Origin of the sequence: Natrinema sp. H-ect1 (assembly GCF_041821105.1) — an archaeon.
Classification (GTDB): Archaea; Halobacteriota; Halobacteria; order Halobacteriales; family Natrialbaceae; genus Natrinema; species Natrinema thermotolerans.
Map to the genome: position 1 here is coordinate 24,001 of NZ_JBGUBA010000007.1, position 24,328 is coordinate 48,328.

At 66.1% G+C, this 24,328-nt stretch carries 22 protein-coding genes; 12 read left to right on the forward strand and 10 right to left on the reverse strand.

All coding sequences use genetic code 11. The features are described from left to right. Positions 1 to 2: 2 nt before the first annotated feature. Both ACERIM_RS14445 and ACERIM_RS14450 read right to left on the reverse strand, forming a co-directional pair. Positions 3 to 776 carry a PAS domain-containing protein gene (locus tag ACERIM_RS14445; protein WP_373633242.1) on the reverse strand — a complete coding sequence of 258 codons (774 nt, stop codon included), beginning with the start codon at positions 774 to 776 and terminating at the stop codon, positions 3 to 5. Between the two features lie 63 nt (positions 777 to 839). Continuing rightward, entirely contained in the window at positions 840 to 1,097 is a 258-nt protein-coding gene (locus tag ACERIM_RS14450; protein WP_006183226.1) for a HalOD1 output domain-containing protein, read from the reverse strand. A 261-nt stretch (positions 1,098 to 1,358) separates the two neighbouring features. On the opposite strand from ACERIM_RS14450, the gene ACERIM_RS14455 reads away from it, so the two are divergent. The 3 genes from ACERIM_RS14455 (at position 1,359) to hjc (ending at position 7,347) form a co-directional block, all read left to right on the forward strand. Next, the gene (locus ACERIM_RS14455) at positions 1,359 to 5,855 is read left to right on the forward strand and encodes a PAS domain S-box protein (protein WP_373633243.1); all 4,497 of its coding nucleotides are present in this window, start codon (positions 1,359 to 1,361) and stop codon (positions 5,853 to 5,855) included. Between the two features lie 76 nt (positions 5,856 to 5,931). After that, positions 5,932 to 6,744, forward strand: a complete 813-nt coding sequence (locus ACERIM_RS14460) for a lysostaphin resistance A-like protein (RefSeq protein ID WP_373633244.1) — start codon at positions 5,932 to 5,934, stop codon at positions 6,742 to 6,744. 81 nt (positions 6,745 to 6,825) lie between these two features. Further along, positions 6,826 to 7,347, forward strand: a complete 522-nt coding sequence (hjc, locus tag ACERIM_RS14465; protein WP_373633245.1) for a Holliday junction resolvase Hjc — start codon at positions 6,826 to 6,828, stop codon at positions 7,345 to 7,347. A 69-nt stretch (positions 7,348 to 7,416) separates the two neighbouring features. Here hjc and ACERIM_RS14470 read toward each other — a convergent pair whose 3' ends face one another. Both ACERIM_RS14470 and ACERIM_RS14475 read right to left on the reverse strand, forming a co-directional pair. After that, a complete protein-coding gene (locus ACERIM_RS14470) occupies positions 7,417 to 7,584 on the reverse strand; it encodes a hypothetical protein (RefSeq protein ID WP_373633246.1) in 168 nt (55 codons plus the stop codon). An 87-nt stretch (positions 7,585 to 7,671) separates the two neighbouring features. Beyond that, positions 7,672 to 8,301, reverse strand: coding sequence for an SWIM zinc finger family protein (locus ACERIM_RS14475; RefSeq protein WP_373633247.1), 630 nt, complete (start codon positions 8,299 to 8,301; stop codon positions 7,672 to 7,674). A 189-nt stretch (positions 8,302 to 8,490) separates the two neighbouring features. Between ACERIM_RS14475 and ACERIM_RS14480 the strand changes: the two genes are divergently transcribed. After that, positions 8,491 to 8,754, forward strand: coding sequence for a hypothetical protein (locus tag ACERIM_RS14480; protein WP_006183232.1), 264 nt, complete (start codon positions 8,491 to 8,493; stop codon positions 8,752 to 8,754). A 93-nt stretch (positions 8,755 to 8,847) separates the two neighbouring features. Here the strand turns inward: ACERIM_RS14480 and priL are convergent, their stop codons facing one another. Further along, entirely contained in the window at positions 8,848 to 9,939 is a 1,092-nt protein-coding gene (priL, locus tag ACERIM_RS14485; protein WP_373633248.1) for a DNA primase regulatory subunit PriL, read from the reverse strand. A 254-nt stretch (positions 9,940 to 10,193) separates the two neighbouring features. Here priL and ACERIM_RS14490 point away from each other — a divergent pair, with 254 nt between their 5' ends. Continuing rightward, positions 10,194 to 11,063 carry an alpha/beta fold hydrolase gene (locus tag ACERIM_RS14490; RefSeq protein WP_373633249.1) on the forward strand — a complete coding sequence of 290 codons (870 nt, stop codon included), beginning with the start codon at positions 10,194 to 10,196 and terminating at the stop codon, positions 11,061 to 11,063. 42 nt (positions 11,064 to 11,105) lie between these two features. Here the strand turns inward: ACERIM_RS14490 and ACERIM_RS14495 are convergent, their stop codons facing one another. After that, entirely contained in the window at positions 11,106 to 11,423 is a 318-nt protein-coding gene (locus ACERIM_RS14495) for a HalOD1 output domain-containing protein (protein ID WP_373633250.1), read from the reverse strand. 274 nt (positions 11,424 to 11,697) lie between these two features. Here ACERIM_RS14495 and ACERIM_RS14500 point away from each other — a divergent pair, with 274 nt between their 5' ends. Together ACERIM_RS14500 and ACERIM_RS14505 are read left to right on the forward strand one after the other, a co-directional pair. Then, positions 11,698 to 11,844 carry a DUF2080 family transposase-associated protein gene (locus ACERIM_RS14500; RefSeq protein ID WP_373633251.1) on the forward strand — a complete coding sequence of 49 codons (147 nt, stop codon included), beginning with the start codon at positions 11,698 to 11,700 and terminating at the stop codon, positions 11,842 to 11,844. 3 nt (positions 11,845 to 11,847) lie between these two features. Then, complete coding sequence (locus ACERIM_RS14505; protein WP_373633252.1) at positions 11,848 to 13,080, forward strand: RNA-guided endonuclease InsQ/TnpB family protein; 1,233 nt, start codon at positions 11,848 to 11,850, stop codon at positions 13,078 to 13,080. Between the two features lie 36 nt (positions 13,081 to 13,116). On the opposite strand, the gene ACERIM_RS14510 is transcribed toward ACERIM_RS14505, so the two are convergent. Next, on the reverse strand, positions 13,117 to 13,860 hold the full coding sequence (locus ACERIM_RS14510) for a DNA polymerase sliding clamp (protein ID WP_006183237.1): 744 nt from the start codon (positions 13,858 to 13,860) through the stop codon (positions 13,117 to 13,119). A 235-nt stretch (positions 13,861 to 14,095) separates the two neighbouring features. Between ACERIM_RS14510 and ACERIM_RS14515 the strand changes: the two genes are divergently transcribed. Further along, the gene (locus ACERIM_RS14515; RefSeq protein ID WP_006648585.1) at positions 14,096 to 14,869 is read left to right on the forward strand and encodes a 23S rRNA (uridine(2552)-2'-O)-methyltransferase; all 774 of its coding nucleotides are present in this window, start codon (positions 14,096 to 14,098) and stop codon (positions 14,867 to 14,869) included. Here ACERIM_RS14515 and ACERIM_RS14520 read toward each other — a convergent pair whose 3' ends face one another. Together ACERIM_RS14520 and ACERIM_RS14525 are read right to left on the reverse strand one after the other, a co-directional pair. Then, positions 14,870 to 15,049: a hypothetical protein gene (locus ACERIM_RS14520; RefSeq protein ID WP_006648586.1), complete on the reverse strand. Its 180-nt coding sequence runs from the start codon at positions 15,047 to 15,049 to the stop codon at positions 14,870 to 14,872. 158 nt (positions 15,050 to 15,207) lie between these two features. Beyond that, entirely contained in the window at positions 15,208 to 17,532 is a 2,325-nt protein-coding gene (locus tag ACERIM_RS14525; protein WP_373633253.1) for a twin-arginine translocase subunit TatC, read from the reverse strand. Between the two features lie 130 nt (positions 17,533 to 17,662). On the opposite strand from ACERIM_RS14525, the gene ACERIM_RS14530 reads away from it, so the two are divergent. The 4 genes from ACERIM_RS14530 (at position 17,663) to ACERIM_RS14545 (ending at position 23,727) form a co-directional block, all read left to right on the forward strand. Further along, positions 17,663 to 18,613, forward strand: coding sequence for a twin-arginine translocase subunit TatC (locus tag ACERIM_RS14530; RefSeq protein ID WP_373633254.1), 951 nt, complete (start codon positions 17,663 to 17,665; stop codon positions 18,611 to 18,613). Positions 18,614 to 18,934: 321 nt separating this feature from the next. Then, entirely contained in the window at positions 18,935 to 21,076 is a 2,142-nt protein-coding gene (gene nasA / locus ACERIM_RS14535) for an assimilatory nitrate reductase NasA (RefSeq protein ID WP_373633255.1), read from the forward strand. A gap of 521 nt (positions 21,077 to 21,597) precedes the next feature. Further along, the gene (locus tag ACERIM_RS14540; RefSeq protein ID WP_373633256.1) at positions 21,598 to 23,364 is read left to right on the forward strand and encodes a nitrite/sulfite reductase; all 1,767 of its coding nucleotides are present in this window, start codon (positions 21,598 to 21,600) and stop codon (positions 23,362 to 23,364) included. Positions 23,365 to 23,442: 78 nt separating this feature from the next. Further along, positions 23,443 to 23,727 carry an amphi-Trp domain-containing protein gene (locus ACERIM_RS14545; protein WP_006648591.1) on the forward strand — a complete coding sequence of 95 codons (285 nt, stop codon included), beginning with the start codon at positions 23,443 to 23,445 and terminating at the stop codon, positions 23,725 to 23,727. 63 nt (positions 23,728 to 23,790) lie between these two features. Here the strand turns inward: ACERIM_RS14545 and ACERIM_RS14550 are convergent, their stop codons facing one another. Next, on the reverse strand, positions 23,791 to 24,147 hold the full coding sequence (locus ACERIM_RS14550; protein WP_373633257.1) for a hypothetical protein: 357 nt from the start codon (positions 24,145 to 24,147) through the stop codon (positions 23,791 to 23,793). Positions 24,148 to 24,328 lie beyond the last annotated feature (181 nt).

Consider the following 24,328-nt stretch of genomic DNA (forward strand, 5'->3'; position numbering starts at 1 on the left):
GGTCAGCGCTCCGGTCCGTCGTCGCCACTCTCGACCACGAACACCAGACTCCCGTCCGCGAGCCCGCCCAGTCGCAACTGGACGGGGAACGTCTCTCCGTCCCGCCGCATCGCCGTACAGCCGCCGGTCCACCGCCAGTCGTCGGCGACCGTCGGGATCGCCGTCGACTCGAGTCGGTCGACGGTCGCGTCGGGAAACAGCGCCCGCCAGTCGGTCCCCGAGAGCGTCTCGAGGTCGTAGCCGAACCGCACCGCGAGCGAGCGGCTCGCGAACTGGATCTCGCCGTCGGGAGTGACGATCGCGATCGATTCTCCGACCAACTCGACGCTCGCCAGCGAGCGCCGCGACAGCGCGGCCAGCCGCCGCCGCTCGACGAGGTCCCACGCCCGCGCCGGCAGCCGCTCGAGGGTGTCCCGCTCGAGGACGTCGGTCAGCCGCCGCTCGTGACGGGGGGCCGTGACGGTATCGGAGCCATCGGTGACGACGATCATCGGTTCGTCGAACGCGACCGTTCCGTCTCCCCCGTGGCAGTCGGCATCCTCGGTCGTCCGTTCGTCGCCACCGAGCGCCGCCGCCGGAACGACGAGACAGTCGGCGTCGCTGCCGGCTTCCTGCGCGGCCGAAAGCGACGGCACCGTCTCGAGGGCGTAGTCATCGCGCTCGCCGCAGGCAGTGGCGACCGCCTCACGGAGGTCGTCGCCGACGACACAGAGTTGCAGCTCGGTCGGTCGTACTCGAATTCCGTCATCGGCTGCGTCGGTGAGCGGACTCAGCATCGTCGATCACCGGCGTCGGGTCGTGATCGGCGGTCGGTTTCGGTGTGGTCGAACCGTCCCGACCTATCTACTCCCATGGACCGTCCCGTTGACCGTGACGGTGCCGTCGCCTCGGACTTCGACGGGCATGCCGTGATACTCGAACTCGACGCGGACGGCTGCCCCCGAACCCGACTGGAAGAGCTGGTCGAGCGCCTCGGGATCGACCACGTCGTACAGCGGCTCGAGGTCGCTGGCGTCGGTGTTCGTCGCGTCCGCAAGCGCGTCGATTACTTGCAGACTGACGGAGTCAGTGTGGTAGTCGAGAGTAGCGCCGGTCATTGTAGACTCACCAATGCGTCCCGGTGGTATCGGGCTGGCCGTTATACACGTAATCTCCTCGCGACCCCGACACTATGTGTATAGCGTCGTCCCGACGATGGGACGGTCGGGGCAGACCGACTGGGTGGATATCGTCGCGCCGTCCCCGGAACCGCCGCTCGAGCCGCCGACCGATCGGAGTCCGTGACGGTACTATTTGGACGACACACAGGGCGTGAAAGTAACCGCTCGTATCATTGTGTGTGGTTTCGTAGGGAACGTATGATCGCTGCCGTGGCTCCTCTCGAGGCGCTCGCGGGACGGCGGGGACGGCTCACGGTCGTTGGGACGATTGCCGTTCTCGTCGCGCTCGTCCTCGGGACGATGCCCGCCGTCTCGCTCCCGGCCGAGCAGATTCCCGGACTCGTCGTCTTCGGGCTCGCCGCCCGTCGGGACGCCGACCGCCCGACCGATATCGAACGACTCACGGACGAACTCCGGGGGTTCGTCTCGCGGCTCGAGGACGCCGATCCGACCGCCGACGACGGCTCCCTCCCGGCCGAGCCGGATCTGGCCGAGTGCGGGCGCGACCGAGACGACGAGATCGGCCGGCTCTCCGCGGCCGTCGACGACCTGGCGACGGCGGTCCGGGACCGCGAACGGCAACGGGCCGAGAGCGAGCGCTACCGGCGGGAAATCGCCCGGATCACGTCCGAATCGGGGCTGGGGACCGAGACGAAGATCCGCCGGCTGCTCGAGTTGGGCTGTGAGCGGCTCGGTCTCGAGACGGGACTCGTCTCGCACGTCGACGAACCGGCCGACCGGTACGAGATCGAGGCGGCCGTCGGAGCCGAGGCCGACCTCGAGGGAGCGGTACTGGACCTTTCGGAGACCCATTGCCGGAACACCGTTACGTCGGACGACGTGGTCGGGATCTCGGAGACGCCGGCGGCCGACGTCGACGTGGGTGCGGCCGTCGAATCCGTCGTCGGCTGTTACATCGGCGGGAAGATACGCGTCGACGGGGACCTCTACGGCACGGTCTGTTTCGTGAGCGACGATCCGCGAGACCGGCCGTTCTCGCCGGCGGAACGGTCGTTCGTCGATCTGCTCGCCCGGTGGGTCAGCGGGGCGTTCGAACGCCGCGAGTACGTCGCGGCCATCGAAGAACGGGAGCGTCGCCTCGAGCGGACACAGGCGTTTACCGACGACATGTTAGACGCCGTCGACGACGTTGTCTACCTGCTCGAGGAAGACGGCGACCTCAGGCGGTGGAACGAGACGCTGGTCGACGTGACGGGCTATTCGGACGCGGAGATCGCGGAGATGAACGCGCTCGACTTCTTCGACGCCGAGAACGAGGGGGCGATTCGGGAGTCGATGCAGGAGGCGTTCGAGACCGGCGAGACCCTCGTCGAGGCCGAACTCCGGACGAAATCGGGGGAGCGGATCCCCTACGAGTTCATCGCGTCGGTACTCGAGGATCCGAACGGGAACCCGGTCGAGGTCGGGATCGGCCGCGACATCAGCGACCGCAAGGAACGCGAGCGCCGCCTCGAACGGACGACGTCCCTGCTCGAGCAGTCCCAGCGGCTGGCCGACGTCGGCGCGTGGGAACTGGACGTCTCCACGGAGCCGTACGACCTCCAGTGGACCGCCGAGATCCGCCGCATTCTCGGCGTTTCACCGGACGAACCGATCGACCTCGAGAGTGCGTTCGAGTTCTACCACCCCGAGGACCGTCCCCGCATTCGCGAGGCGGTCGAGCGTGCGATCACCGACGGGGAGCCCTACGACATAGAGCTTCGCATGTGGACGGCCGACGGCGATCGGCGGTGGGTGCGGACGATCGGCGAACCGGTCCGCGAGGACGGCGAGATCGTCACGCTCCGTGGCTCGTTCCAGGACGTTACGGAGCGGAAAGAGCGCGAACGCGATCTCGAGCGCGCCGAGACGGTCCTCCAGGCGCTGGACGAACTCGTCTACACGATCGACGCGGACGGGGAGTTTACCTACCTGAACGACGCCCTCGAGGGGATCACCGGCTACGAGCCCGACGACCTGATCGGCGACCACGTCTCGACGATGATGGACGACGACGACCTCGAGACGGCCCGGGACCGGATCCGTGACCTCCGCAGTGCCGGCGAGCCCACTCGAACCTTCGAGATGGACCTCGAGACCGCCGATGGCGACGTGATCGACGTCGAAAATCACATGGCGCTGTTGCCCAGCGACGACGGCGAGTTCGCCGGGACCGCGGGGGTCCTTCGCGATATCACCGATCGCAAGGAACGGGAACGCGACCTAGAGCGGTTCGAGGCGATCGTGCAGGCGCTGGACGAACTGGTCTACACGCTCGACGAAGAGGGACGATTCACCTATTTGAACGACGCTGCCAAGCCGATCCTCGGCTACGAGCCCGAGGAACTGATCGGCAAACCCGCGGCGACAGTGATCCCGGCGGCGGACGTCGAGCGGGCACAGGACCGGATCCGCGAACTCCTTCGGTCGGACGTTCCCTCCCAGACGGTCGAGATCGTCCTCGAGACCGCCGACGACGAGGTGATCGACGTCGAAAACCACATCGCGTTGTTGCCAAGCGACGACGGCGAGTTCGTGGGGTCCGCGGGGGTCGTCCGCGACATCACGGCGCGTAAGGAGCGCGAACGCGACTTGGAGCGGACGACCGAACTCCTCAAACAGGCCGAGCGCCTCGCCGGCATCGGCGGCTGGGAACTCGACCTCAGCGGCGAGACGCGGGACGTGACATTTACCGACGGCTTGCATCGTCTCTACGACCTCCCGCTGGACGCAACGGTCGACTCGGAGCTGGCGACCTCGTTCCCCCATCCCGAGGACCGGGAACGCGTCCTCGAGATCGTCGATCGCACGATCGAAGCGGGCGAGGGATACGACATCGAACACCGAATGCGGACCATGACGGGGGACGAACGGTGGGTCCGTTCGACCGGCGAGCCGATCCGTGCGGACGGTGCCGATGACGCCGGCATCGTCGGCGTCCGCGGGACGATTCAGGACATCACCGACCGCAAGGAGCGCGAACTGACCCTCGAGTCGCTACACGACGCGGCCAGGGACCTGCTCGGCACCGACACCGAAGCGGAGGTATCGGCGCTGGTCGTCGAGACCGCCGCGGACATCCTCGAGGCGTCGGGCGCGGCCGTGTACCGGCTCGATCCGGCGGTCAATCGACTCGTCCCCGCCGCCTCGACCGAGGCGTTCGACCGCCTCTGTAACGGGGCTCCGTCGGTCGCCATCGGCGACGGCGAGTCCGCCCTCTGGAGTACCTACGTGACCGGGACGGGGACCGTCATCGACGATCCGTCGTCGGTCGATCGGTCGCAGGTCTTCGGTCCGGCCGTCGAGAGCGGGGTCATCGTCCCGATCGGCGACTACGGCGTCTTCACGGTCGCGACCGACGCGGAGCCGATCGACGCCGAGGCGAGGCGGCTGATCGAGACGCTCGTCGCGACGACCGAGGCCGCGTTCGACCGCCTCGAGAGCGAGGCTAGCCTCCGCGAGCGGGAGGCACAACTCGAGGCCCGAAACGAGCGGCTCAACAGACAGATCGAGACGACGGAACTGATCAGGCGGATCGATCAGGTCCTCATCGGGGCCGAGAGCCGCGGGGAGATCGAGCGGACCGTTCCCGAGCGACTACTGGAGGCCGACTCGGTCGCGTTCGCCTGGATCGGCGACCGCGACCCGAGCGGGACCCGTCTCGAGCCCCGTGCCTGGGCCGGCGACGGGGAGGCGTATCTCGACGACGTCTCGCTCGCGGACGACGCCGCCGAGCCGGCCGTCCGAACCGCCATCGACGGGACGCCGACGGTCGTCTCCAACGTCGTCGAGGGGCTGCAGGGCGATCCCTGGCGGCGTCGGGCGGTCGACCGGGGGTTCCAGTCGGTCATCAGCGTCCCGCTGTCCCACGCGGAGTACTCCTACGGCGTCCTGACGATCTACGCCGACGAACCCGACGCCTTCGGCGACCTCGAGCGGACGGTCCTGACGGAACTGGGTGAAGGGATCGCCAACTCGATCACCGCGATGAAAACCCGGGAGGCGCTCCACGCCGAACGGTTGCTCGAACTCACGCTCCGGATCGACGGCGACGAGGACCCCCTCTCGCGGCTCGCGGCGAAGACAGGGGCCGACGTCGAGTACGCGGGCATGGGGTCACACTCGAGCGACGAGACGCTGCTGTTCGTCGAGACCGACGGCGTTGCGCCCGACGACGTTCGATCGGCGCTCGCGGAGCTGGTGTCGGTCACCGACTCCCGGCTGATCAGCGAAGCCGACGGGACGTGTCGGTTCGAGGCGACCGTCTCCGGCGACCCACTGGCCGCCCGGCTGGTCCGTCACGGCGGCAGTCCGCGCTCGATACGGGCCGACGGCGAGGGGCTCGAGGTCGTCGTCGACGTCCCGACCGGGACCGACGTCCGCGAGTTCGTCGAGACGCTCGGGGAGGGACACGGTGGCGTCGAGTTGCGGGCGCGTCGCCACGTCGAGCGGTCGATGGGGACGCGCAGCGAACTCGTGACGTCGCTGTTCGACGCCCTGACCGACCGCCAGCTCGAGGTTCTCCGGACCGCCTACTTCGCCGGCTTCTTCGAGTGGCCCCGCGAGAGTACCGGCGAGGAGATCGCCGAGATGCTCGCGGTAACGCAGCCGACGGTCAACCGTCACCTGCGGCTCGCGCAGGGCCGACTGCTGGCACAGCTGTTCGAGGATCAGATCCCGCTCGACTCGAACTGAGTTCGAGCCGGCTCGAGCGACCGTCTCCATGGCCGGGAGTGAAACGCCCAAGGGTCCGGTGGCCGTACGACCGGTCATGGCAACATCAACGCGCCGTCGGACCGACGGGCCGCTTCGCTCGACGCTCGTCGCTGCCGCGCTCGCGATCGTCGGCCTGGCATCGCAGCAAGTGACGACGATCCCCGCGTTCCTGCTGGATCCACAGTTGCTCGAGGGGCCGACCGAGGCGTCGATCGCCAGCCGAACGCTGTTGTTGATCCTGAGTTTCCTCGGGTTCGTCCTCGTCGGCGCGCTCTATCTCGCCGTCACCGACCGCGGCTGGTCGTACGTCGACCTTCGGACGCCGACGCTGCGAGATCTGGGATACGCCCTCGCGGGCGTCGTCGGCGGCTTCGCGTTCTTCGTCCTCGTCAGCTTACTCGTCCAACTGTTCTCGTTGCCGACCGCGGACAACTCCGTCACGACGTACATCGGCGACGACCAGACGATGGTCCTCGTCATGATCGGTATTGTCTTCTTTTTCAACGCACCGGCCGAGGAGTTCCTGTATCGAAATATCGTCCAAAAACGCCTCTACGACGCCTTCTCTCGGCCTCGAGCGGTCGCCATTGCCAGTCTGATATTCGGACTGATCCACTTCCCCGTCTACGCCGTCCTCTCGGAGTCGCTGCTGGCGACGATGGTGCCGGTCGTCGTCGTCGTCGGCGGTGCCGCGATCTTCGGCTTCCTCTACGCGAAGACGGACAACCTGCTGGTCCCGATCGCGGCCCATGCCGCGTTCAACGCCGTCCAGTTCGGCCTGCTGTATCTCGCCCTCGAGTACGACCTCGAGACCGCGGAGCCGACGACCTCGCTCCTCGTCGCGGCCGCTGGGACCCTCCCGCTGTAACCGGCTGTCACCCATCGAGCCGCCGGTCGCGTTCGCCGCGCCGTCCGGTCCTTTATTATCGCCCGCCGGTGAGAGTGTGGTATGTCTCAGGCGAAGGGCGACCGCCGCGAGCGGGAACTCGTCAACGCGCTCGACGAGGCCGGCTTCGCGGTGATGCGAGCGCCCGCCAGCGGCTCCGCGACCGAGCGGGAACTCCCCGACGTGCTGGCCGGCGACGGCGAGCGCTTCTACGCGATCGAGGCCAAATCGAGTTCGGGCGACCCGATCTATCTCACCGGCGAGGAGGTCGAGGCGCTGACCTTCTTCGCGCGGAACTTCGGCGCGAAACCCCGGATCGGCGTCCGCTTCGACCGCGAGGACTGGTACTTCTTCCACCCCGGCGATCTCTACGTCACCGACGGGGGCAACTACCGCGTCAAGAAGGAAACGGCGCTGGCGGAGGGCACGGACTTCCCCGAATTCACTGGGCAGTCCGAGAAGGTCACCCTCGAGGAGGCCGCCGGCGAGAGCGACGACGGCCCCGACGAGGACCTGCGGCGCGTCCTCAACGCCGTCAAGCAGGGTGTGATGGACGTCGACGAGGCCGCCGACGCCCTCGAGTGAGCGCCGTTCGTCGCCTCGACGACCCGACGTCGCTCGAGGGAGAGTACCGCTGAACGGGTGCTGGACCCGTTACTCGTTCAGCACCACGAGCAGCCCCGTCCCGGTACAAACGAACAGCAGCGGCAGCCAGTTCCCGGTCGCGCCGGTGTAGTACGCGGCGGCGATCGACAGCGCGAGTCCCGCGAGCAGCGCGGTCGCTTCGACGCGCTCGTCGACGTCGAGTGTCGCGTTCGTCATCGAACTGTCATTCGAGAGACGGTCACTAAAATATGACTGAACGAACGTTGCCTCGCGATCGGACTGGGCTCGAGCCCGGCCGTCCCGTCACCGGTCCGGACCCGCCTCGAGGCGGGTCCGCGGGAAGACGTACACTTTCAGCGACGAGGGGACGACACCGTTCGCGGCGACGGTTGCGTGGGGGTAGACCGCGCCGACGACCGGGACGTCGGGTTCGTAGTCCTCGTTGGACCCGTACTCGGCGACGGTACAGTCGGCAGCCCCGATCTCGACGGCGTCGGAACGGAGTTCGGAGACGTCGACGACAGTGAGCCGGTCGCCGGTCTCGCGATCGACGACGGTGTCGCCCGGCGAGATCGCGTGGTCGTCGCAGTAACACGGCGCGGGGTCGTCGTCCGCGACGAAACACGTCTCGCCGCAGTCGTGACACGCGACGGCGATCTCGCCCGGCGGCGGGGTCCGTCCCTCCGTGATCTCGATCGCGACCCGGCGAACGTGCTTACAGCGGGCCTCGCGGAAGACGTGATCCGGGCAGGTACACCTGCCGGCCTCGAGATCGACGAGATAGGTGTGGTCGCTCGCGGACTCGACCTCGTAGAGGCCGTCGCCCAGCGCCAGCACCGACATCGGTTCGGTGCGGGCGCGGCGCGATCGCTCGGTGAGGTGATCCGCGGACGGTACTGGCAGCGGCGCTTTCGGTGACGCTGTTGTTTTCATGGATGCGTCAAGGGGTGAACTCGGTTGTCGGCTGGCGATTCGAGCGCGCTAGGGGGCCGATGGGGATAACGAACTCGCCTGAACTCGCAAGGTCGGCGTTTAAAGGAGCAAGCGAGACGGCTCCCGTCCGACCACCGCCGAGGTCCCCTTCGAAGCGCTTTTCACCGGGCCGACGAAACCGATCCGACAATGCTCGATCGCGAACAGCTCATCGAAATCGTTTCGGCGGTCGGTGCGGTCCTCCTATTGCTTGCGACGATGATCGCCATCGGCTCTTCCTACACTGCCGACAACGGGAGTCTCTCCTCCGAAGGGGCACAGCTGCTCGTTGTGGCTATTACTGGCTTTATCCTCCTGGTGACGGCGGTCGGTATCGGGCTGGCCTACACCCTGAAAGACGAGGAGGACCTCGACGCGACGGCCGACGAGACGGAAACGAACGGAACGTTCTGAGGCGGTATTCGGTCACCGTTTTCGGTTCGTCCCGGCCGATACTGCTCGAGGACCGACCGTACAGTACCCCCTTCTCTGGGCGAACGAACGCCGTCAGTCGCCGCTCGCGGCGCTGCCGTCGCTCCCGTCGCCGTTCTCCCGCCAGTCCTCTAACTCCTCGTCGTCGGCGTCGTCGATCCGCTGCTCGTAGTAGGCCATCGGGTGGGGGATCCGCTCGCAGAGGTCGTCCTTGTTCACGCAGTCGCCGTAGGACTGCATCGTGGCACACGAGGGCGGCGAGTATTCCGTCGGCGAGGTGTCCCCGCGGATGTGGTCGGTCTGGTAGCGGGTCATCTCCTCGCCGAACGACGAGTTGACCCGATAGAGGTCGACGATCTCGTCGGTGTCCATCCCGATGCTCGTCAGGAAGGCCGTGATCGCAAACCGGGAGTGATGTGGCAGATGCTCGCCCTTCTGGATCTGATCGAGCAGCGCCTTCATACACGGCGGGAAGAGGTCGGGAACGACGGTGTCGATGTCCTGTGTCAGGTCCATCTCCGCGAGCACCTCGCGGATCTCGTCGGCCTCGTCCTCGAGGGCGGTCGCGATGGACTCGGGCACCTCGAAGGGGAGCCCGTCGTCGATCCGGCCCCGGATCGCCTCGCGGACCAGCGTCAGGAGTTCGTCCTCGCCGACGGGCACCTCGCCGGCCGCGAGGGGCTGGTTGACGAGCCGCCAGCCGTCGTCCCAGAGGTCCTCGGCCAGCGGCAGGTAGGTCCCGACGTCGATCCGGTACTCCCCGTCGGCCCCTTCGCGGACCGCGTCCCGCAGGTCGAACTCGGCGAGGAGGTCCGAGAGGTCCAGTCCCGTCGACTCGACGCTTTTCAGTTCGGTCGTGTCGGTCATGTCCTCGGTGAACCGGTCGTAGGCCGTCGCGGCCTCGGCGCGGGCGTACTTGCGTACGAGGACGCGTTCGTCGACCATCGAGACCAGTACCCGCGCGACCGGATACGAGAGCAACTCGATCCGAGTATCGCGGTGTGGCTCCCCCGTCTCTCCCGACTCGATCGCGGTAATAACCCGTTGACGCGCCCGGTCGACGACCGCTTCGTCCCCCTCGACGACGGTCGCCAGATCGACCGCTTCCGTGGCGACGGTCTCGCGAGCGGCCTCGAGGAACGGATACCGGGCGTGGAGTCGCTGCATCGGTAATTACGTTTTACTCCGGCGGGATAAACACCCTGATTGCGATAATCGTCTTTTATATGTGGCAGTCGGGCTCGCCGATCCGAGACGGGCGACCGGCCGCCGAGATCTCGCCCCCACTCGGCCCTTGCAGCGACGGTATACCCGTATTACCCGACGCCATCGGGCGATCGCCGATCGGTCCCGGCCGGCGGTCGTCGTCCCGCCCAGCCTCGAGGATCGATTTCAAGGGCGTTCGACACGTCGGTTCGGCCATGCCACAGGCGACGAGAGACGGCGTGTCGATCTATTACGAGTACGAGCGAAGCGACGGCGACGGTCGGTCGCCCGTCGTCTTCGTGCAGGGGCTCGGGTTCGGACGGTGGATGTGGCGCTGGCAGCGGGAAGCCGTCGCCGACGAGTACGACGTGATCGCCCCTGACAACCGGGGGACGGGTCGCTCCGACGTCGGCCTCCCGCCGCTCGTCGCGCGGCTGCCCGGCACGCTTCGGGGGCTCGTGTTGCTCAAACTCGCCGGCTACTCGATCGGCGGGCTGGCAGCCGACCTCGAGGCGGTCCTCGACGACGCGGGGGTCTACGACGCCCACATCGTCGGGGCGAGCATGGGCGGGATGATCGCCCAGCGCTACGCCCTCGAGTACTCCCGGGCGACGTCGCTGACGCTGTTTTGTACGAGCCACGGCGGCCCCGACGCCGCGCCGGTCCCCGACGAGACGCAGGAACACATGTTCGATACGCCGGACGGCGCAACCGAACGCCAGGTGTTGCGCCACCGCATGCGGCCGGCGTTCAACGACCGGTTCACCAACCGCAACCCCCACCTCATCGACCGGATCCTCGAGTGGCGACTCGAACAGGACGCCGACGACCCCGCACGCGAGGCACAGGCCGCCGCAGTCCAGAACTTCGACGTCAGCGACCGCCTCGAGCGACTCCGCGTACCGACACTGGTCTGTCACGGGACGAACGACGAGGTGGTCCCCGTTACGAACGCGCGGCTGCTCGAGGAGAAGATCCGGGACAGTCGACTCGAACTCGTCGAGGGCGGTTCTCACCTGTTTTTCATCGAGGAAGCCGACACCGTCACCGACTTGCTGCGGTCGTTTCTGGACGAGCAGGACTGACGGACGACCCCGCGTCCCGCTCCGAGACGGTTCGAAACCGCCTCAGTCGGCCGTCACGGTCGCGTCCCGGAGCCGAACCTCGCCGTCGGTGCGAACGGCGACATCGAACCCCTCGTAGGTGAACCAGACCTGATGGCTGCCCGCGGTGCCGACCCGGTCGGCGTGGCCGACCAGCGAATCGAGCGCGTCCGGATCGACGACCGCGTGTAGCGGCTCGAGCGCGGCCGGTTTCGAGCCACGGACCGCAGCGACGGCGGTGACGACGGCTTCGCTGGCCGGCTCACCGTCGGGGTCGAACGTCGTCACGAACTCGAACTCGTCCGCGGCCGGCTCGCCGGTCGTATCGTCGGTGGAGGGCATACCCGACCGTCGTCGGGCGGTCGGGTAGCCGCTCCCCTTCGCATATCGCACGTTTAAGTGGAATTAGGCGCTAAGTCCCCTTCTTCAAGGAGCAACGCAGGGAGCGAAGCGACCAAGTAGCGCAGTAGGAGGGGATACAGCGTCCCCAGAAATATTCGATTTATGGTGTGCGAACGAGACGCTTTGCGTCTCGTCAACGCCACACGGTTATCAAACACGTTCACCGTTTGGCCCACAGCTACCTTTATGTCTATCCCTGGTATATACACAGATGATGGATAGGTTTGAAATCGAAGGCGAAGAAGTCCTCGACGGAACAGCAAAACCGTCGGGAAATAGCGCCCACGTCATCGTTCCCAAACGCTGGCGTGGAGCCGACGTGAAAGTCGTCCGTGTCTCCGAACCCGACTCAGTCGAATAGCCCATGCACTACAACTACAAGTATCGACTCGACCCACCAGAAGCCCTCACCGAGACGCTTCTGCATCACATCGATACTTGTAGACAACTGTACAACCACGTCCTCTACCTGCTCAACGAGGCAGACGTCATTCCCGCCCGCTACGAGGTGCAGGGACGGCTTCCCGACTTCAAAACGTGGTGGGACGACCTGAACAACATTCACTCGAAAGTCCTCCAAATGGTCGTCAAGCGCGTCTACGACAACCTCTCCACGCTCAAAGCGCAAAAGGAGAACGGACGTGCCGTGGGGATGCTCAAATGGAAACCGCCTCGGGAGTACCGGTCGCTCACCTACAACCAGTCCGGCTTCGAACTCAAGAATACGAGTGGCCGGCCTGTCTTGTGGTTGAGCAAAATCGGTGAGATTCCGATTCACCTCCACCGAGACATTCCCGAGAATGCGACAATCAAACAGGTCACAGTCAAACGAGAACCCACGGGCGAGTGGTACGCCACGTTCGGCATCGACGTGGACGAAGCTACGCCTGAAAAACCAGAGACGCCCGAGAAGGTCGGTGGTATCGACGTGGGGATTCTCAAGTACGCCCACGACACCGATGGGTACGCCATCGAAAGTCCCGACTTCAGCGACGAGCGCGAACGACTCGAACGCGCACAACGCGACCTCTCACGGAAGGAACACGGGTCTTCGAATTGGGAGAAACAACGGCAGGTCGTAGCCAAACGACACGCCGACCTCAAGCGAAAGCGACGAGACTTCCTTCACAAACTCTCGAACTACTACGCGAGAGAATACGACCTTGTGGCCGTGGAGGGCTTGGACGTGAAGAGGCTGGTCGAACTACCGGGCAACTCTCGTAACCGGGCGGGAGCGGCGTGGGGAACGTTCTTCCGGATGCTCGAATACAAGTGCGAGCGCGAGGGGACACACTTCGTCGCGGTTGACCCGAAAGATACGACGAAGGAATGCGCGGCCTGTGGCGTCAAGGTAGACAAGCCGCTGTGGGTGCGCGAACACTCGTGTCCGTCGTGTGGGTTTGAGGCGGACAGGGACGCGAACGCGGCGTGGAATATTCTTTCTCGCGGTCTTGAAGACGTAGGAGTGGGACACTCCGAACTAACGCCTGTGAAGACTGCGCTCCCTACGGACACCGATTCGGTGTCTGCAAAGCGCGTCGTGGAAGCAGGAAGCCCCGCCCTCAAGGAGCGAACGGCGAAAGCCGTGAGCGAGTAGGGTGGGGTAGTTCACGTGATCGCGAGAACGGTCCGGTCAGTCGCTCTGGATGCGCGGCGCGAGCATGTAGGTGACCTGGCCCTGCCCCTCGGCGAAGCCGAAGTAGATCTTGACGGGGAACTCCTCGCCCAGCGCCAGCGTGACCTCGGTGTCACCGGGGATCGCCTTGTTCATGTCCTTGAGATAGTCCAGCGAGAACAGCGAGTGGGCGGGCCCGAGCTGGAGGTCGATCAGATCTTCCTGGGTCAGCTCGAGGTGGACGTCGTCGGTGTCGCCCGCGGCGTCGACGTAGAAGTACTCCTCGCCCTCGTCGACGCCCAGGGCGATGTGGTCGGAGACCATGTCGGCGGCGGTCACCGAGCGGTTGACGTCTTTCCCCTCGAGGACGACCTCGGCGGGGAGGTCGAGATCCGGGATGTCGGGCTCCTGTCGGATGGAGTCGGGGTCGATGAGCGCGAGCGTGTACTCGAGCCCGTCGATCTGGATGTGGAGCTTGCGGGTCTCCTCGTCGAGTTCGAGCTGGATGAGCTGGCCGGCGTCGGCCATGCCCGCGATGTCTTCGAGCCGCGAGAGATCGACACCGATCAGCCCGCCGTCGGCCTCGTAGGACTCGAACGCAGACGCATCGAGCGAGAGGTCGACCATCCCGACGTTGGCCGGATCGACGGCCCGGATCTCCAGCCCGTCTTCCTCGAGGTGGATTTTGCACTCGTCGACCAGCACGCTGATCGAATCGAGCGCGCTGGTGAGCGTTTCGGCGCTCACGATGGCCTTGAACATATAGATCGGGGTACGGACGGTCGGCATAAAAAGGCACCCTTTACGCGCGGGCGGGAGGGTGGAGCGTCCTCGAGCCGAAGCGGGGCCGACGCGACTGCCGATCTCGAGGCCGGACTCGAGCCTTCCTCGGACCTCGACCATCGACGCGGCTCGGCCGGCCCGAGCGAGCAGCGCGCGCGGCCCGCTCTCGCCACACCTATCCGTCCCGGCCGCTTAGCCCGTTCAAGAACGATATATGGCTCGCGACCACTACTACAACAAGGCCAAACAGGAGGGGTATCGCTCCCGAGCGGCCTACAAGCTCAAACAACTGGACCGACTCGAGGACGTCATCGACCGCGGCGACACCGTCGTCGACCTCGGGGCCGCGCCCGGCGGCTGGCTCGAGGTCGCCGCCGAGGAGGTCGGCCCGGAGGGGAAGGTCATCGGCGTCGACTTCCAGCGGATCGACGACTTCGCGGACCATGACAACGTCGAGACGCTCCGCGGGGACATGACCGAAGAGAAGACCCGCAAGCGGGTCGTCGACGCCGCCGACGGCACCGTCGATGCGGTTATCTCGGACATGGCACCCAACATGTCCGGCGAGTACTCGCTGGATCAGGCCCGGTCGCTGCATCTCGCGCGCCAGGCCTTCGAGACCGCGTGCGAACTGCTCGAGGCCGGCGGCGACTTCGTCGTGAAGGTCTTCGAAGGCCCCGACGTCGACGACTTCCGGGCCGACGTCGAGGAGGAGTTCCAGTACGTCCGCGCGACCTCGCCCGACGCGAGCCGCGACGAGTCCTCCGAGGTCTACTTCATCGGGAAGGGGCGGCTCACCGCACCCGTGCGGCCCGGCGACGAACTCGAGGTCGAGATCACCGACGTCGGCAGCGAGGGCGACGGCATCGCCTCGGTCGACGGCTACCGGCTGTTCGTGTCCGGAGCCGAGGACGGCGAGACGGTCGCAGTCCGCGTCGAGGACGTCAAACCGACGTTCGGGTTCGCCCAGCGCGTCGACCGGGAGTAGTCACTCCCCGTCGCTCTCGAGGCGGTCGTGGCGTTCGTCGATCTCGTCTAAGATATCGAGATTCTTTCTGATCGAGGACCGGATCGCGTCGCTGCGGTTGACGAACTTGCCGTCGTCGCCGACGTGGTCGTCGAGATCATCGAGGAGTTCCTGCGGGATTTCGACGCTGATCTTTGGCATCAGTCGGTCGATCGTTCACAAGTCGCGGCCTTAAGCGTAGCTGGTCGGCGACGTTCGTCTCGCTCGGGGGAGAACTGCGCTTCTCGGTCGCTCGAGCGGCGATCCGCTATCGTGGCACGGGGGACGGTTCGAAAGTGCGTCGTCTCGTCGGTCGGTCCTCACTCCGGGGCCGCGCCTGTCTCGTCGGGTTCGGCGGTCGATCCGCCGCCACCACCGCCGAACAGCCGGCCACCGCCGGTCAGGACGTAGAGGATCCCCAGCCCGAGCAGGTAGGTGAGCGCGATCGGGATCGAGAAGATGAGCATCATCAGCACGCCCTTCGGGCTGAAGAAGGCCGCGAGGACGAAGATGCCGACGACGACCGGCCGCCAGCGCTCGAGCATCGCGCGGTAGCTGACGACCCCGCCGACGTGGAACAGCGCCATCGTGACGATGATGTTCAGCAGGAAGCCGATCCCGACGGTCGTGAAGATCACGAGCCAGAAGAAGCTCTTGATCCGATAGGAGACGACCATCTGATTGGCAAGCGCGTCGGAGACCAGATACGAGATGACCGACGGCGCGATCCAGAAGAACCCGAGGTAGGTTCCGAGGGCGAAGCCGGCCAGCAGACCGCCACCCCAGACGACGAACGTGCGTCGGTCGCCGTAGACCAGTCCGCGCTCCTTGGCGGCCGGCCAGGCGTAGTACAGGATCAGCGGGAGGACGGCGACGATGCCGGCGAGCGCGCTCACCTTCGCCTCGAAGATGAGGACCTCGACGGGATGGAGCGCGACGACGATATCCATCGCTTCGATGAGTTCGTCGAGGCTCATCTGGCTGGGATCGATATCGTTGCGGGCCGCGACCTCGTCGAGGACGTGTTGGGGGACCCGATCGAGGAAGAGCCGCAACACGTCGCCGAGGCCGCCGGAGTACAGCCAGAAGAAGGTCCCGCCCATGACGACCATGAAGAGGCCGACGATGCGGAACACCTTCGAGGTGAGGCTGTTGAGGATGAAGGCGATGTCGTAGGCGTAGCCACCGATATCGTCCTCGGTTGTCTCGTCCTCCGTGAACGGATCGAGCATCCCGGCGGCGGTACTCGCGAAGAGTCCCTCGTCGTCGGCTTCGCCGGCACCGGCTGCCGCCCCTGAACCCCCAGAAGCGGCACTCCCGCCGCCGGAGTCCGCCGACTCCTGAATCGAATCGAAGCGATCGAGGATCGCCTGGGCTTTCTCCCGGTCGTCGTCGTACATCGCCTGCCGGGAGTACTCCAGGGCCTGGTCCTCGCTCATCGTCCGGAAGACCTGTGCCGACACGTCCCCGATGTCCTCGGTCGAGAGCGTCTCGAAGTCGACGTCCTCGTGCGTATCGGCCCGCCGGATGTCGTCCGGCCGCGGATAGACCGGCTGTTGCAGCACGTAGATCGTGTACCCGAGCAGGACGACGAAGCCGCCGGCGGCGGCGACGACGAGCCCGACCGCGACGTCGCCGGCGAGCCCGTTGGCCGTCGCCATCGTCTCGAGGGGACCCGCACCGTCGGGGCGGATCCAGGAGGGGAAGGCTGGGTAGACCGATTCGTGGAGGTATCCGAACGCGCCCTGGTTGACGGCGACACCGGTTGCGACTGCGACGGCCGCGAGGATCCCGCCGAACTGGAGGAGTCGCCCTTTCACGTGGCCGGTTCCGGAGCCGGCCGATTTCGCCGCGCCGCGTCGCCGGACGTTCGTGAGGACCTTGGCCAGCCCGAGGCTGAAGACGTAGAGGACGATCATCGGCATCGCCCACATGACCTGTGTGAACGGGTCCGGTGGCGAGAACAGGGCACCGAAGATCACGATTCCGACGACGGCGAATCGCCACTTGTCACGGAACGTCTCGTAGGGGATGATCTCGGTGTACGACAGCGCTCCCATCAACAGCGGGAGCTGGGCGGCGAGCCCGAACGAGAGCGTCAACAGCGCCATGAACTCGGTGAATTCGGTGATCCCGTAACTCGGTTTGACGCCGGCGCTGACGGCGTTTTTCGCGAGGAAGCCGAACGCGTACGGGAAGAAGATGGAGTAGGCGTAGACGACGCCGGTCACGAACAGCGACAGCGCCAGCAGGACGAACCCGGCGATATACCCCTTCGAGATCGGGACGGCACTGGTATAGCCTCGACGGCGAAGCGCCTTCCGCGAGAAAAAGAGAAGCGCAGGAATCGCGACGATGATTCCGGTTATCATCCCGATCTTGGCCTGTAACAGGATCACCTCGAACGGCGTCCGGGTGATGATGTCGGTCGATCCGGCGACCCCCTCGGTCATCCGAGCCTTGGCGGTCGCCTCGAGGAAGTCCCAGACGACGATCCGAAGCGCGTAGAAGGAGCCGAGGAACCCGAGCAGAAAGACGACGAACACCTTCTTGAGGTGTTGCTGGGCGCCCGAGAGTAGTGCGCCGATCGTCTCCCGGCCGGTATTTATGGCCTGGGCGGTGTCCTCGTCGACGGCAGAACTCATTGGGTAGGTGGTAACTGACATCCAGTTATCAACCTTTCGTGTGGATACGGGCGAGTCAGCGGGCTTCTCACTCTCTCGGGGTCACCGTAAGAAAAAGGCCTATAACCGGTGGCCTATCAATATCCCGTAGATGTCGGACGAGCCGGTGGACGGACGGGACGCCGAGGCGCCCGAAGAGCCGCGGGAAGACGCCGCCTCGGAACTGCCAGACGAGTCCGAACTCGACGGGCCGGCGTCCGACCCCGCCGCGGAGCGGCCCGACCTCGAGACGGACGGCGAAGGCGTCGTCGGCGATCGACACGATCCGACGCCGACTTATCCCGACGCCGACGAGGAGATCGGCGGAATCGAGACGCCGCCGGACGACGAGGAGATGCCGCTGGCCGACCACATCGAGGAGATGGTCCTCCGGCTGGCGGTCGTGTTGCTGTTCGGTGCCGGCGGGACGGCGATCGGCCTGCTGTGGGCCTCCGACGCGATCCAGTACGTCTGGTTCAACGTCTTCCCCTATGCCGAGGGAGAGGTGCCGCCGCCGCATCTCTACAACCCGCTCGAGCTGTGGCTGACCCGGATCAAGATCTCCTCGCTGCTGGGGATCATGGTCGCGCTGCCGGCGTTCGTCTACGAGTGTTACCTGTTTATGCGACCGGGGCTGTACCCCCACGAACGGAAGTATTACCTCGCGGCCGTGCCGACGAGCGTCGTCCTCGGCGCGCTCGGGATGCTGTTCTCGTACGTGCTGGTGTTGCCGATCCTCTTTCGATACTTCACCTACTACGCCGAGGGCAGCGCCGACGTCGCCTATGCGCTGGGCGATACGTTCAACCTGATCATCACGCTGACGGGCTTTCTGGCGATCGTCTTCCAGATTCCGCTGTTTATCATGCTGGCGATCATGATGGGCGTGACGACCCGCCGCTGGCTGGCCCAGAAGCGGCTGTACTTCTGGGCGGCCTTCGCGGGGCTGTCGTTCATGTTCACCCTCGACCCGACGGGGATGGCGCCCATCCTGGTCGCGGTCACGATGATCCTGCTGTTCGAGGGGACGCTGTTCGTCCTCAAGTGGGTCGGGACGGAGTAGCCGTCCCGCGTTACTGCCGTTCGTCGCTGTCCCTGTTCGGCCACAATCAGTCGAGTTGCTCGAATGCCGTGACCGAACGTCCGATTTGACCCGACGACACTCGATATATAATTCCCTTATACTCCTCCTATTCGTTCACATATTGGCTGGTTCGGCTCCTTCTCGGAGGGAAAGCAATAGTCTGTAAACGAACATCGTTTAGTGGCTCCAAATGTTTGGCTAATCCGTGAACATCTGAATGATGGTGGGAAAACACTCTGTCAATGGGTGTGATTGTAAACCACACGTGTCGGCGCGCTTCGGTCCACAGAGGTGGCTCCCGTGACCGACCTCGTTCCGACGACGTGTATGCGGTGTGCGGTCGGCTGCGGACACGTCCAGCAGGCCCCCGACCGCGGGTACGGTCTCGACACCGTCCGGGGCGACGCCGGCCACCCGGTCAATCAGGGACTGGCGTGTCAACGCGGCGTCAGCGAAACCGCCAACCCGGACGGGGAGTGGCTGACCCGGCCGCTCGTCCGCGAGGACGGCGACCTCGTACCGACGACCTGGGAGTCGGCCGTAGAGCGCGCCGCGGAGGGACTCGAGGCCGCGCTCGAGGGTGGCGACGACGGCGTCGCGGTCCTCGGGAGCGGCCAGCAGACCAACGAGGCCGCCTACGCGCTGGGCAAACTCGCTCGTGGCGGCTTCGGGGCGCCCTACTACGACGCCAACACGACGCTGTGTATGGCGTCGGCCGTCACCGCGTACTACGACGCCTTCGGCAGCGACGCGCCGCCGCCGACCTACGACGACATCCCCGAGGCCGAGAGCCACGTCGTCTGGGGAGCGAACCCGGCGGCCGCCCACCCGGTCATGTTCCGCTGGATCCGGCAATCCGCCGACGCGGACGACTCGGAACTGATCGTTGTCGATCCCGTCCACAGCGAGACCGCCGAGGCCGCCGACCACCACGTCCCGCTCGAGCCGGGCGCGGACCTCGCGCTGGCTCGAGCCGTTCTGTCTCGAGTCGTCGAGACCGGCCGTGTCGACCGCGAGTTCGTCGACGAGGCCACCGTCGGCTTCGAGGCCTGCAGCGATGAACTCCCCGACGCGGCCGAAGCCGCCGAGATGGCCGGCGTCTCGCTGGCCGACGTCGATAAACTGGCCGAGGCGCTTTCCGACCCGACCCTGCTGTACTGGGGAATGGGAATCAATCAGAGCGTCAACGGCACCGCGGCCGCGGGCGCGCTGATCGATCTGTGTCTGGCGACCGGCAACCTCCGACCCGGCTCCGGCCCGTTCTCGCTGACCGGACAGGCCAACTCGATGGGGACTCGCGTCTGCTCCTCGAAGGGGTCCTGGCCCGGCCACCGTCCGTTCGGCGATCCGGCCCACCGCCGCGAGGTCGCCGAGACCTGGGACGTTCCCGTCTCGCGGTTTCCCGACGACCCCGGCCCGGGCCCGGTCGGTATCGTCGACGCCGTCGGCGACGACGTCGAGGCCGTCTATGCGGTCGCGACTAACCCCGTCGCGGGCATGCCCGACGCGACCCGCGTCCGTGAGACGTTCGAGGACGCGTTCCTCGTCGTGCAGGACGCCTTCCGCAGCGAGACCGTCGAGTACGCCGATGTCGTTCTCCCCGCGGCGACGTGGGGCGAGTCCGAGGGGACGACGACCAACATGGAACGGACCGTCTCCCGCGTGCGGGCCGCGACCGAGACGCCTCCGGGGGTCAAGACCGATCTCGAACTGATCGGCCTGCTCGCCGACCGGCTCGTGCCCGACCTGTTCGACGACCCGCTCGAGCCCGCGTCGGTCTTCGCGGAGTTCGTCGGGCTGACCGAGGGCACCCCCGCGGACCTTTCGGGGATCAGCTACGACCGCCTCGAGGAGGAGACCGCGGTCCGCTGGCCGGCCCCGGAGCCGGACGTCTCGGGCGGTTACCGATACTACGAGGGGCCCGACGCCGACGAGCGGGACGGCGCTGCCGACGACCTCGACGAGTCGTGGTCGTTCTACACGCCCTCGGGCCGCGCCGAGTTCTCGACGGGCGAGGCCCGCCCGCTGCCGGAGCCGACCGACGAGTCCTATCCGTTCACCCTGACGACTGCCCGCCGGCCGGACGCGTACAACACCGGCGTGCGGACCCGCGAGGACGAGCCGCCGACGGCCCGGGTCAGCCCGGCGACCGCGGCCGCGTTCGCCGACGAATTCGAGAGTCGGGTCGAGACCGCCGACGAGGGCGACGAACGGTACGCCCGCGTCGTCTCCCGGCGATCGTCGGTGATGGCTCGTGTCGAGGTCGACGAGGCGATCCCCGACGGCGTCGTCTGGCTGTCGATCCACCACCCCGCCGTCAACGACCTCACGCTGCCCGCCGTCGATCCCCGCTCGAACGAACCGAACTTCAAGCAGTGTGCGGTCCGTCTCGAGCCCCCGCGGGACCGAGACGTCGCGGCGGTCGCGGAAGCGAGCGCCTGATCGCCGACGCTAACGACGCTGTTGTCTTCCTCGGCCTCGCGGTCTTCTCGGTCGTCCTTCCCGGCAGACTGTATCGGACCCGCGTCGCGCCGTCGCCGGACGGGCCGAGGCCGACCGGCGGGTGAACCCATCCACGCGTTGAGGCTCAAACTGTTTGTTCGTCGAAGGCTCCACCGGTTCGTCGCTGTTGTGTTCTCACGACCGGCATTTTTGTCCCGTCCGGCGGCGGACGCGTCTCGAGTCGGTCGCGTCGTCCGTCCCCGCGAATCAGGATCAGTCGCGCCCATCGCGGTTGACATTCCCCAGTCTCTGCTCGCGTGTCTCGCGACATACGTCCTTATACAGACTATATTCCATTGGAGATACGACGCCCACCACTGAAACTGGGGGTAAATCAATTGAATGTGAACGATTACTGTTATATGCTTCAGTACCATGCCAACAAAACGTGAATTACGACATGTTTGGCGAGGAAACTCGCGATTTCGAGTCCGATCGTCAGGTCAGTGAGGTGGTCGTCGATGGCGCATAAGAAAGAGGAGCGCAAGGAGGACTGTTACGGCGACGAGGTCCGCGAACACATCCTCGAGTTCGCGGACAACGGCGGCTACGAGGCCATCCCCGAGGACGAACGCGAGACGTGGTTCACCCGCTTCAAGTTCTGGGGGCTGTTCCACCAGCGCGACGGGCAGGAGTCGTATTTCATGATGCGGCTGACCAACGCCAGCGGCATCTTAGAGCCCGACCAGCTCCGGACGATCGGCGAGGTCGCCCGCGAGTACGCGAAGGGGCCAGTCGCAAATCCCGAGTTCGGCAACGGCTGGATCGACCTGACGACCCGCCAGTCGGTGCAACTACACTGGCTCAAACTCGAGGACGTCCCCGAGATCTGGGAGCAACTCGAGGCCGCGGGCGTCCACTCCCGCTCGGCGGGCGGGGACACGATGCGCAACATCTCGGGCTGTCCGCTCCACGGCAAGGCCGAGGAGTTCGTCGAGGCCGGCCCGCTGCTCGAGCGCTTCGAGGAGGAGCTTCGCACGGACGACTCGCTGGCGAACATGCCCCGGAAGTTCAACATCAGTGCCTCGGGCTGTACGGTCGGCTGCGCCCAGGACTCGCTCAACGACATCGGGTTCGAGCCGGCGACCAAGCAGATCGGGGGCGAGGAGGTCCGCGGGTTCAACGTCCGGATCGGCGGCGGCCTCGGCGGCCGACAGCCCCGTGCCGCGACGCCGCTGGATGTCTTCGTCCGCCCGGAGAACGCCTACGAGGTCGGCCGTGGCTTCGTCGAGTTGTACCACGACTACGGCGACCGCCAGAACCGCTCGAAGAACCGCGCCCGGTTCTTCGCCGAGGACTGGGGAATGGAGAAAATTCGGGACACGCTCCAGGCGGAGTACGTCGACTTCGAGATGCACACCGCGGGCGAGGACTTCCGCGAGGAGTACACCTACAACGCCGGCCGCCCGGTCGAGGACGGCCAGCACGACCACGTCGGCGTCGGCGACCAGAAAGACGGGGGGAACTACGTCGGCCTGAGCGTGCCCGTCGGTCGCCTCCCCGCCGAGGACGCCATCGAACTGGCCGATCTGGCCGACGAGTACGGCTCCGGCGAGGTCAGACTGACCCGCCGCCAGAACCCCGTCATCGTCGACGTCGCCGACGAGGACCTCGCGGCCCTGCTCGCGGAGCCGCTCCTCGAGACGTACCCCGCCGAACCGAGCCCCTTCGAGCGTGGCGCGATGGCCTGTACGGGTACCGAGTTCTGTTCGATTGCGTTGACCGAGACGAAAGCGCGGATGGCCCGCATGCTGCGCTGGTTCAACGAGAACGTCGAGTTGCCCGACGACGTCGGCAAGATCAAGATGCACTACTCCGGCTGTACCGCGGACTGCGGGCAGGCGATGACCGCCGACATCGGCCTGCAGGGGATGCGCGCCCGCAAGAACGGCGAGATGGTCGAGGCCTTCGACATCGGCGTCGGCGGCGGCGTCGGCGAGGACCCCTCGTTCATCGACTGGGTCCAGCAGCGCGTGCCCGCCGACGAGGCGCCCGGCGCGATCCGGAACCTGCTCGAGGCCTACGCGGCCCACCGTGTCGACGGGCAGTCGTTTCGTGAGTGGGTCGACGCCACTGCCGAGGAACAGCTCGTCGAGTTCTGCGAGCCCGAGGAGACGGACTTCGAGGCCCCCTATATGGCCGACGCCAAGCAGTCGTGGTACCCCTTCGCCGAGAGCGAGTCCGCGGCCGCCGCCGGCGAGGGGTCCGCGGTTCCCTCGGACGACTGAGACACCGGCGATGCCACGGGCTCGGTGAGTCGCTTCTTCGAGCGTGTGTTTATCAGTTCACGGACCGTACTGTCACCCATGCCCGAAGAAGTACTCTTCAAATCGGAAACCGAACAGAGCCGAGCGGAGATCGCGTCGATGCTGCGTCGCGTCGCCGACAACTTGGACGACGGGAAATCGATCACGCTCACGGCCGGTGCCGACTCCGTGACGATGGAGCCGCCCGCCCGGCCCACCTTCGAGGTCAAGGCCGAGCGCGAGGGACCGGCCGACGGTCCGGGCGAACTGAGCATCGAATTCGAACTCGAGTGGGACGAGGACAACGGTGGAGACGGTGGGAGCGGGGAGTTGGAGATCGAGTGAACACACCCGCCGACCGATCGCCCGAGACCCCCGTCGGCATCCGACTGGCCCCGGACTGCGCCGTCAGCGGTGTTCGCGTGTTCGCTCGTGGGCGTAGTCCAGCGCCTCCTCGAGCGAGCCCGGGCCGTCGTAGCTGGCCGAAAACAGGTCCATGAAATCGCTGGCGACCCGGTTACAGCGTTCGAACGTCAGAACGGTTCTGACCCGGATGGTCTCCGAGAGATCGAGCCCGGGATAGCTCGTGGCCGTCAGCGCGTAGCCGGGGTGGTCCTCGCCCTCCAGCGAGGCCGGCGCGACCTTCAGCCGCAGGTCTCCCGATTCGTGGAGATACGTCCGATACTGCATCTCTCGGTCCGTATCGGCCGGGGTATACGTCCGAGACTCTTCGGTGGTCCACTCGAGCGGCACGTCGGCTTCCATCGGTCACTGATACCGACCCGAGTGCCACGTTCGTATCGCAATGTGCAATATTATCGGACGGTAGTCCAGGTATTCGAGAGATGGGGAATTTCCTGCCGAGAATTGGATTATATTCTGACTGTGCGTGTTCGTATCCGTGGTCTATTCGGACGATCGGTGAACTCCCGGAAATCGACGGCGG

What these genes read in the sequence shown, in the direction of transcription:
- ACERIM_RS14495 (WP_373633250.1), bottom strand. Translation starts at nt 11,423, where the DNA reads ATGCCCTCCACCGACGATACGACCGGCGAGCCGGCCGCGGACGAGTTC.
- ACERIM_RS14540 (WP_373633256.1), top strand. Translation starts at nt 21,598, where the DNA reads ATGGCGCATAAGAAAGAGGAGCGCAAGGAGGACTGTTACGGCGACGAG.
- ACERIM_RS14510 (WP_006183237.1), bottom strand. Translation starts at nt 13,860, where the DNA reads ATGTTCAAGGCCATCGTGAGCGCCGAAACGCTCACCAGCGCGCTCGAT.
- ACERIM_RS14530 (WP_373633254.1), top strand. Translation starts at nt 17,663, where the DNA reads ATGTCGGACGAGCCGGTGGACGGACGGGACGCCGAGGCGCCCGAAGAG.
- ACERIM_RS14475 (WP_373633247.1), bottom strand. Translation starts at nt 8,301, where the DNA reads ATGAAAACAACAGCGTCACCGAAAGCGCCGCTGCCAGTACCGTCCGCG.
- hjc (WP_373633245.1), top strand. Translation starts at nt 6,826, where the DNA reads ATGTCTCAGGCGAAGGGCGACCGCCGCGAGCGGGAACTCGTCAACGCG.
- ACERIM_RS14455 (WP_373633243.1), top strand. Translation starts at nt 1,359, where the DNA reads ATGATCGCTGCCGTGGCTCCTCTCGAGGCGCTCGCGGGACGGCGGGGA.
- ACERIM_RS14470 (WP_373633246.1), bottom strand. Translation starts at nt 7,584, where the DNA reads ATGACGAACGCGACACTCGACGTCGACGAGCGCGTCGAAGCGACCGCG.
- ACERIM_RS14525 (WP_373633253.1), bottom strand. Translation starts at nt 17,532, where the DNA reads ATGAGTTCTGCCGTCGACGAGGACACCGCCCAGGCCATAAATACCGGC.
- ACERIM_RS14515 (WP_006648585.1), top strand. Translation starts at nt 14,096, where the DNA reads ATGGCTCGCGACCACTACTACAACAAGGCCAAACAGGAGGGGTATCGC.
- ACERIM_RS14550 (WP_373633257.1), bottom strand. Translation starts at nt 24,147, where the DNA reads ATGGAAGCCGACGTGCCGCTCGAGTGGACCACCGAAGAGTCTCGGACG.
- ACERIM_RS14500 (WP_373633251.1), top strand. Translation starts at nt 11,698, where the DNA reads ATGGATAGGTTTGAAATCGAAGGCGAAGAAGTCCTCGACGGAACAGCA.
- ACERIM_RS14505 (WP_373633252.1), top strand. Translation starts at nt 11,848, where the DNA reads ATGCACTACAACTACAAGTATCGACTCGACCCACCAGAAGCCCTCACC.
- ACERIM_RS14480 (WP_006183232.1), top strand. Translation starts at nt 8,491, where the DNA reads ATGCTCGATCGCGAACAGCTCATCGAAATCGTTTCGGCGGTCGGTGCG.
- ACERIM_RS14450 (WP_006183226.1), bottom strand. Translation starts at nt 1,097, where the DNA reads ATGACCGGCGCTACTCTCGACTACCACACTGACTCCGTCAGTCTGCAA.
- ACERIM_RS14520 (WP_006648586.1), bottom strand. Translation starts at nt 15,049, where the DNA reads ATGCCAAAGATCAGCGTCGAAATCCCGCAGGAACTCCTCGATGATCTC.
- ACERIM_RS14460 (WP_373633244.1), top strand. Translation starts at nt 5,932, where the DNA reads ATGGCAACATCAACGCGCCGTCGGACCGACGGGCCGCTTCGCTCGACG.
- priL (WP_373633248.1), bottom strand. Translation starts at nt 9,939, where the DNA reads ATGCAGCGACTCCACGCCCGGTATCCGTTCCTCGAGGCCGCTCGCGAG.
- ACERIM_RS14445 (WP_373633242.1), bottom strand. Translation starts at nt 776, where the DNA reads ATGCTGAGTCCGCTCACCGACGCAGCCGATGACGGAATTCGAGTACGA.
- ACERIM_RS14490 (WP_373633249.1), top strand. Translation starts at nt 10,194, where the DNA reads ATGCCACAGGCGACGAGAGACGGCGTGTCGATCTATTACGAGTACGAG.
- ACERIM_RS14545 (WP_006648591.1), top strand. Translation starts at nt 23,443, where the DNA reads ATGCCCGAAGAAGTACTCTTCAAATCGGAAACCGAACAGAGCCGAGCG.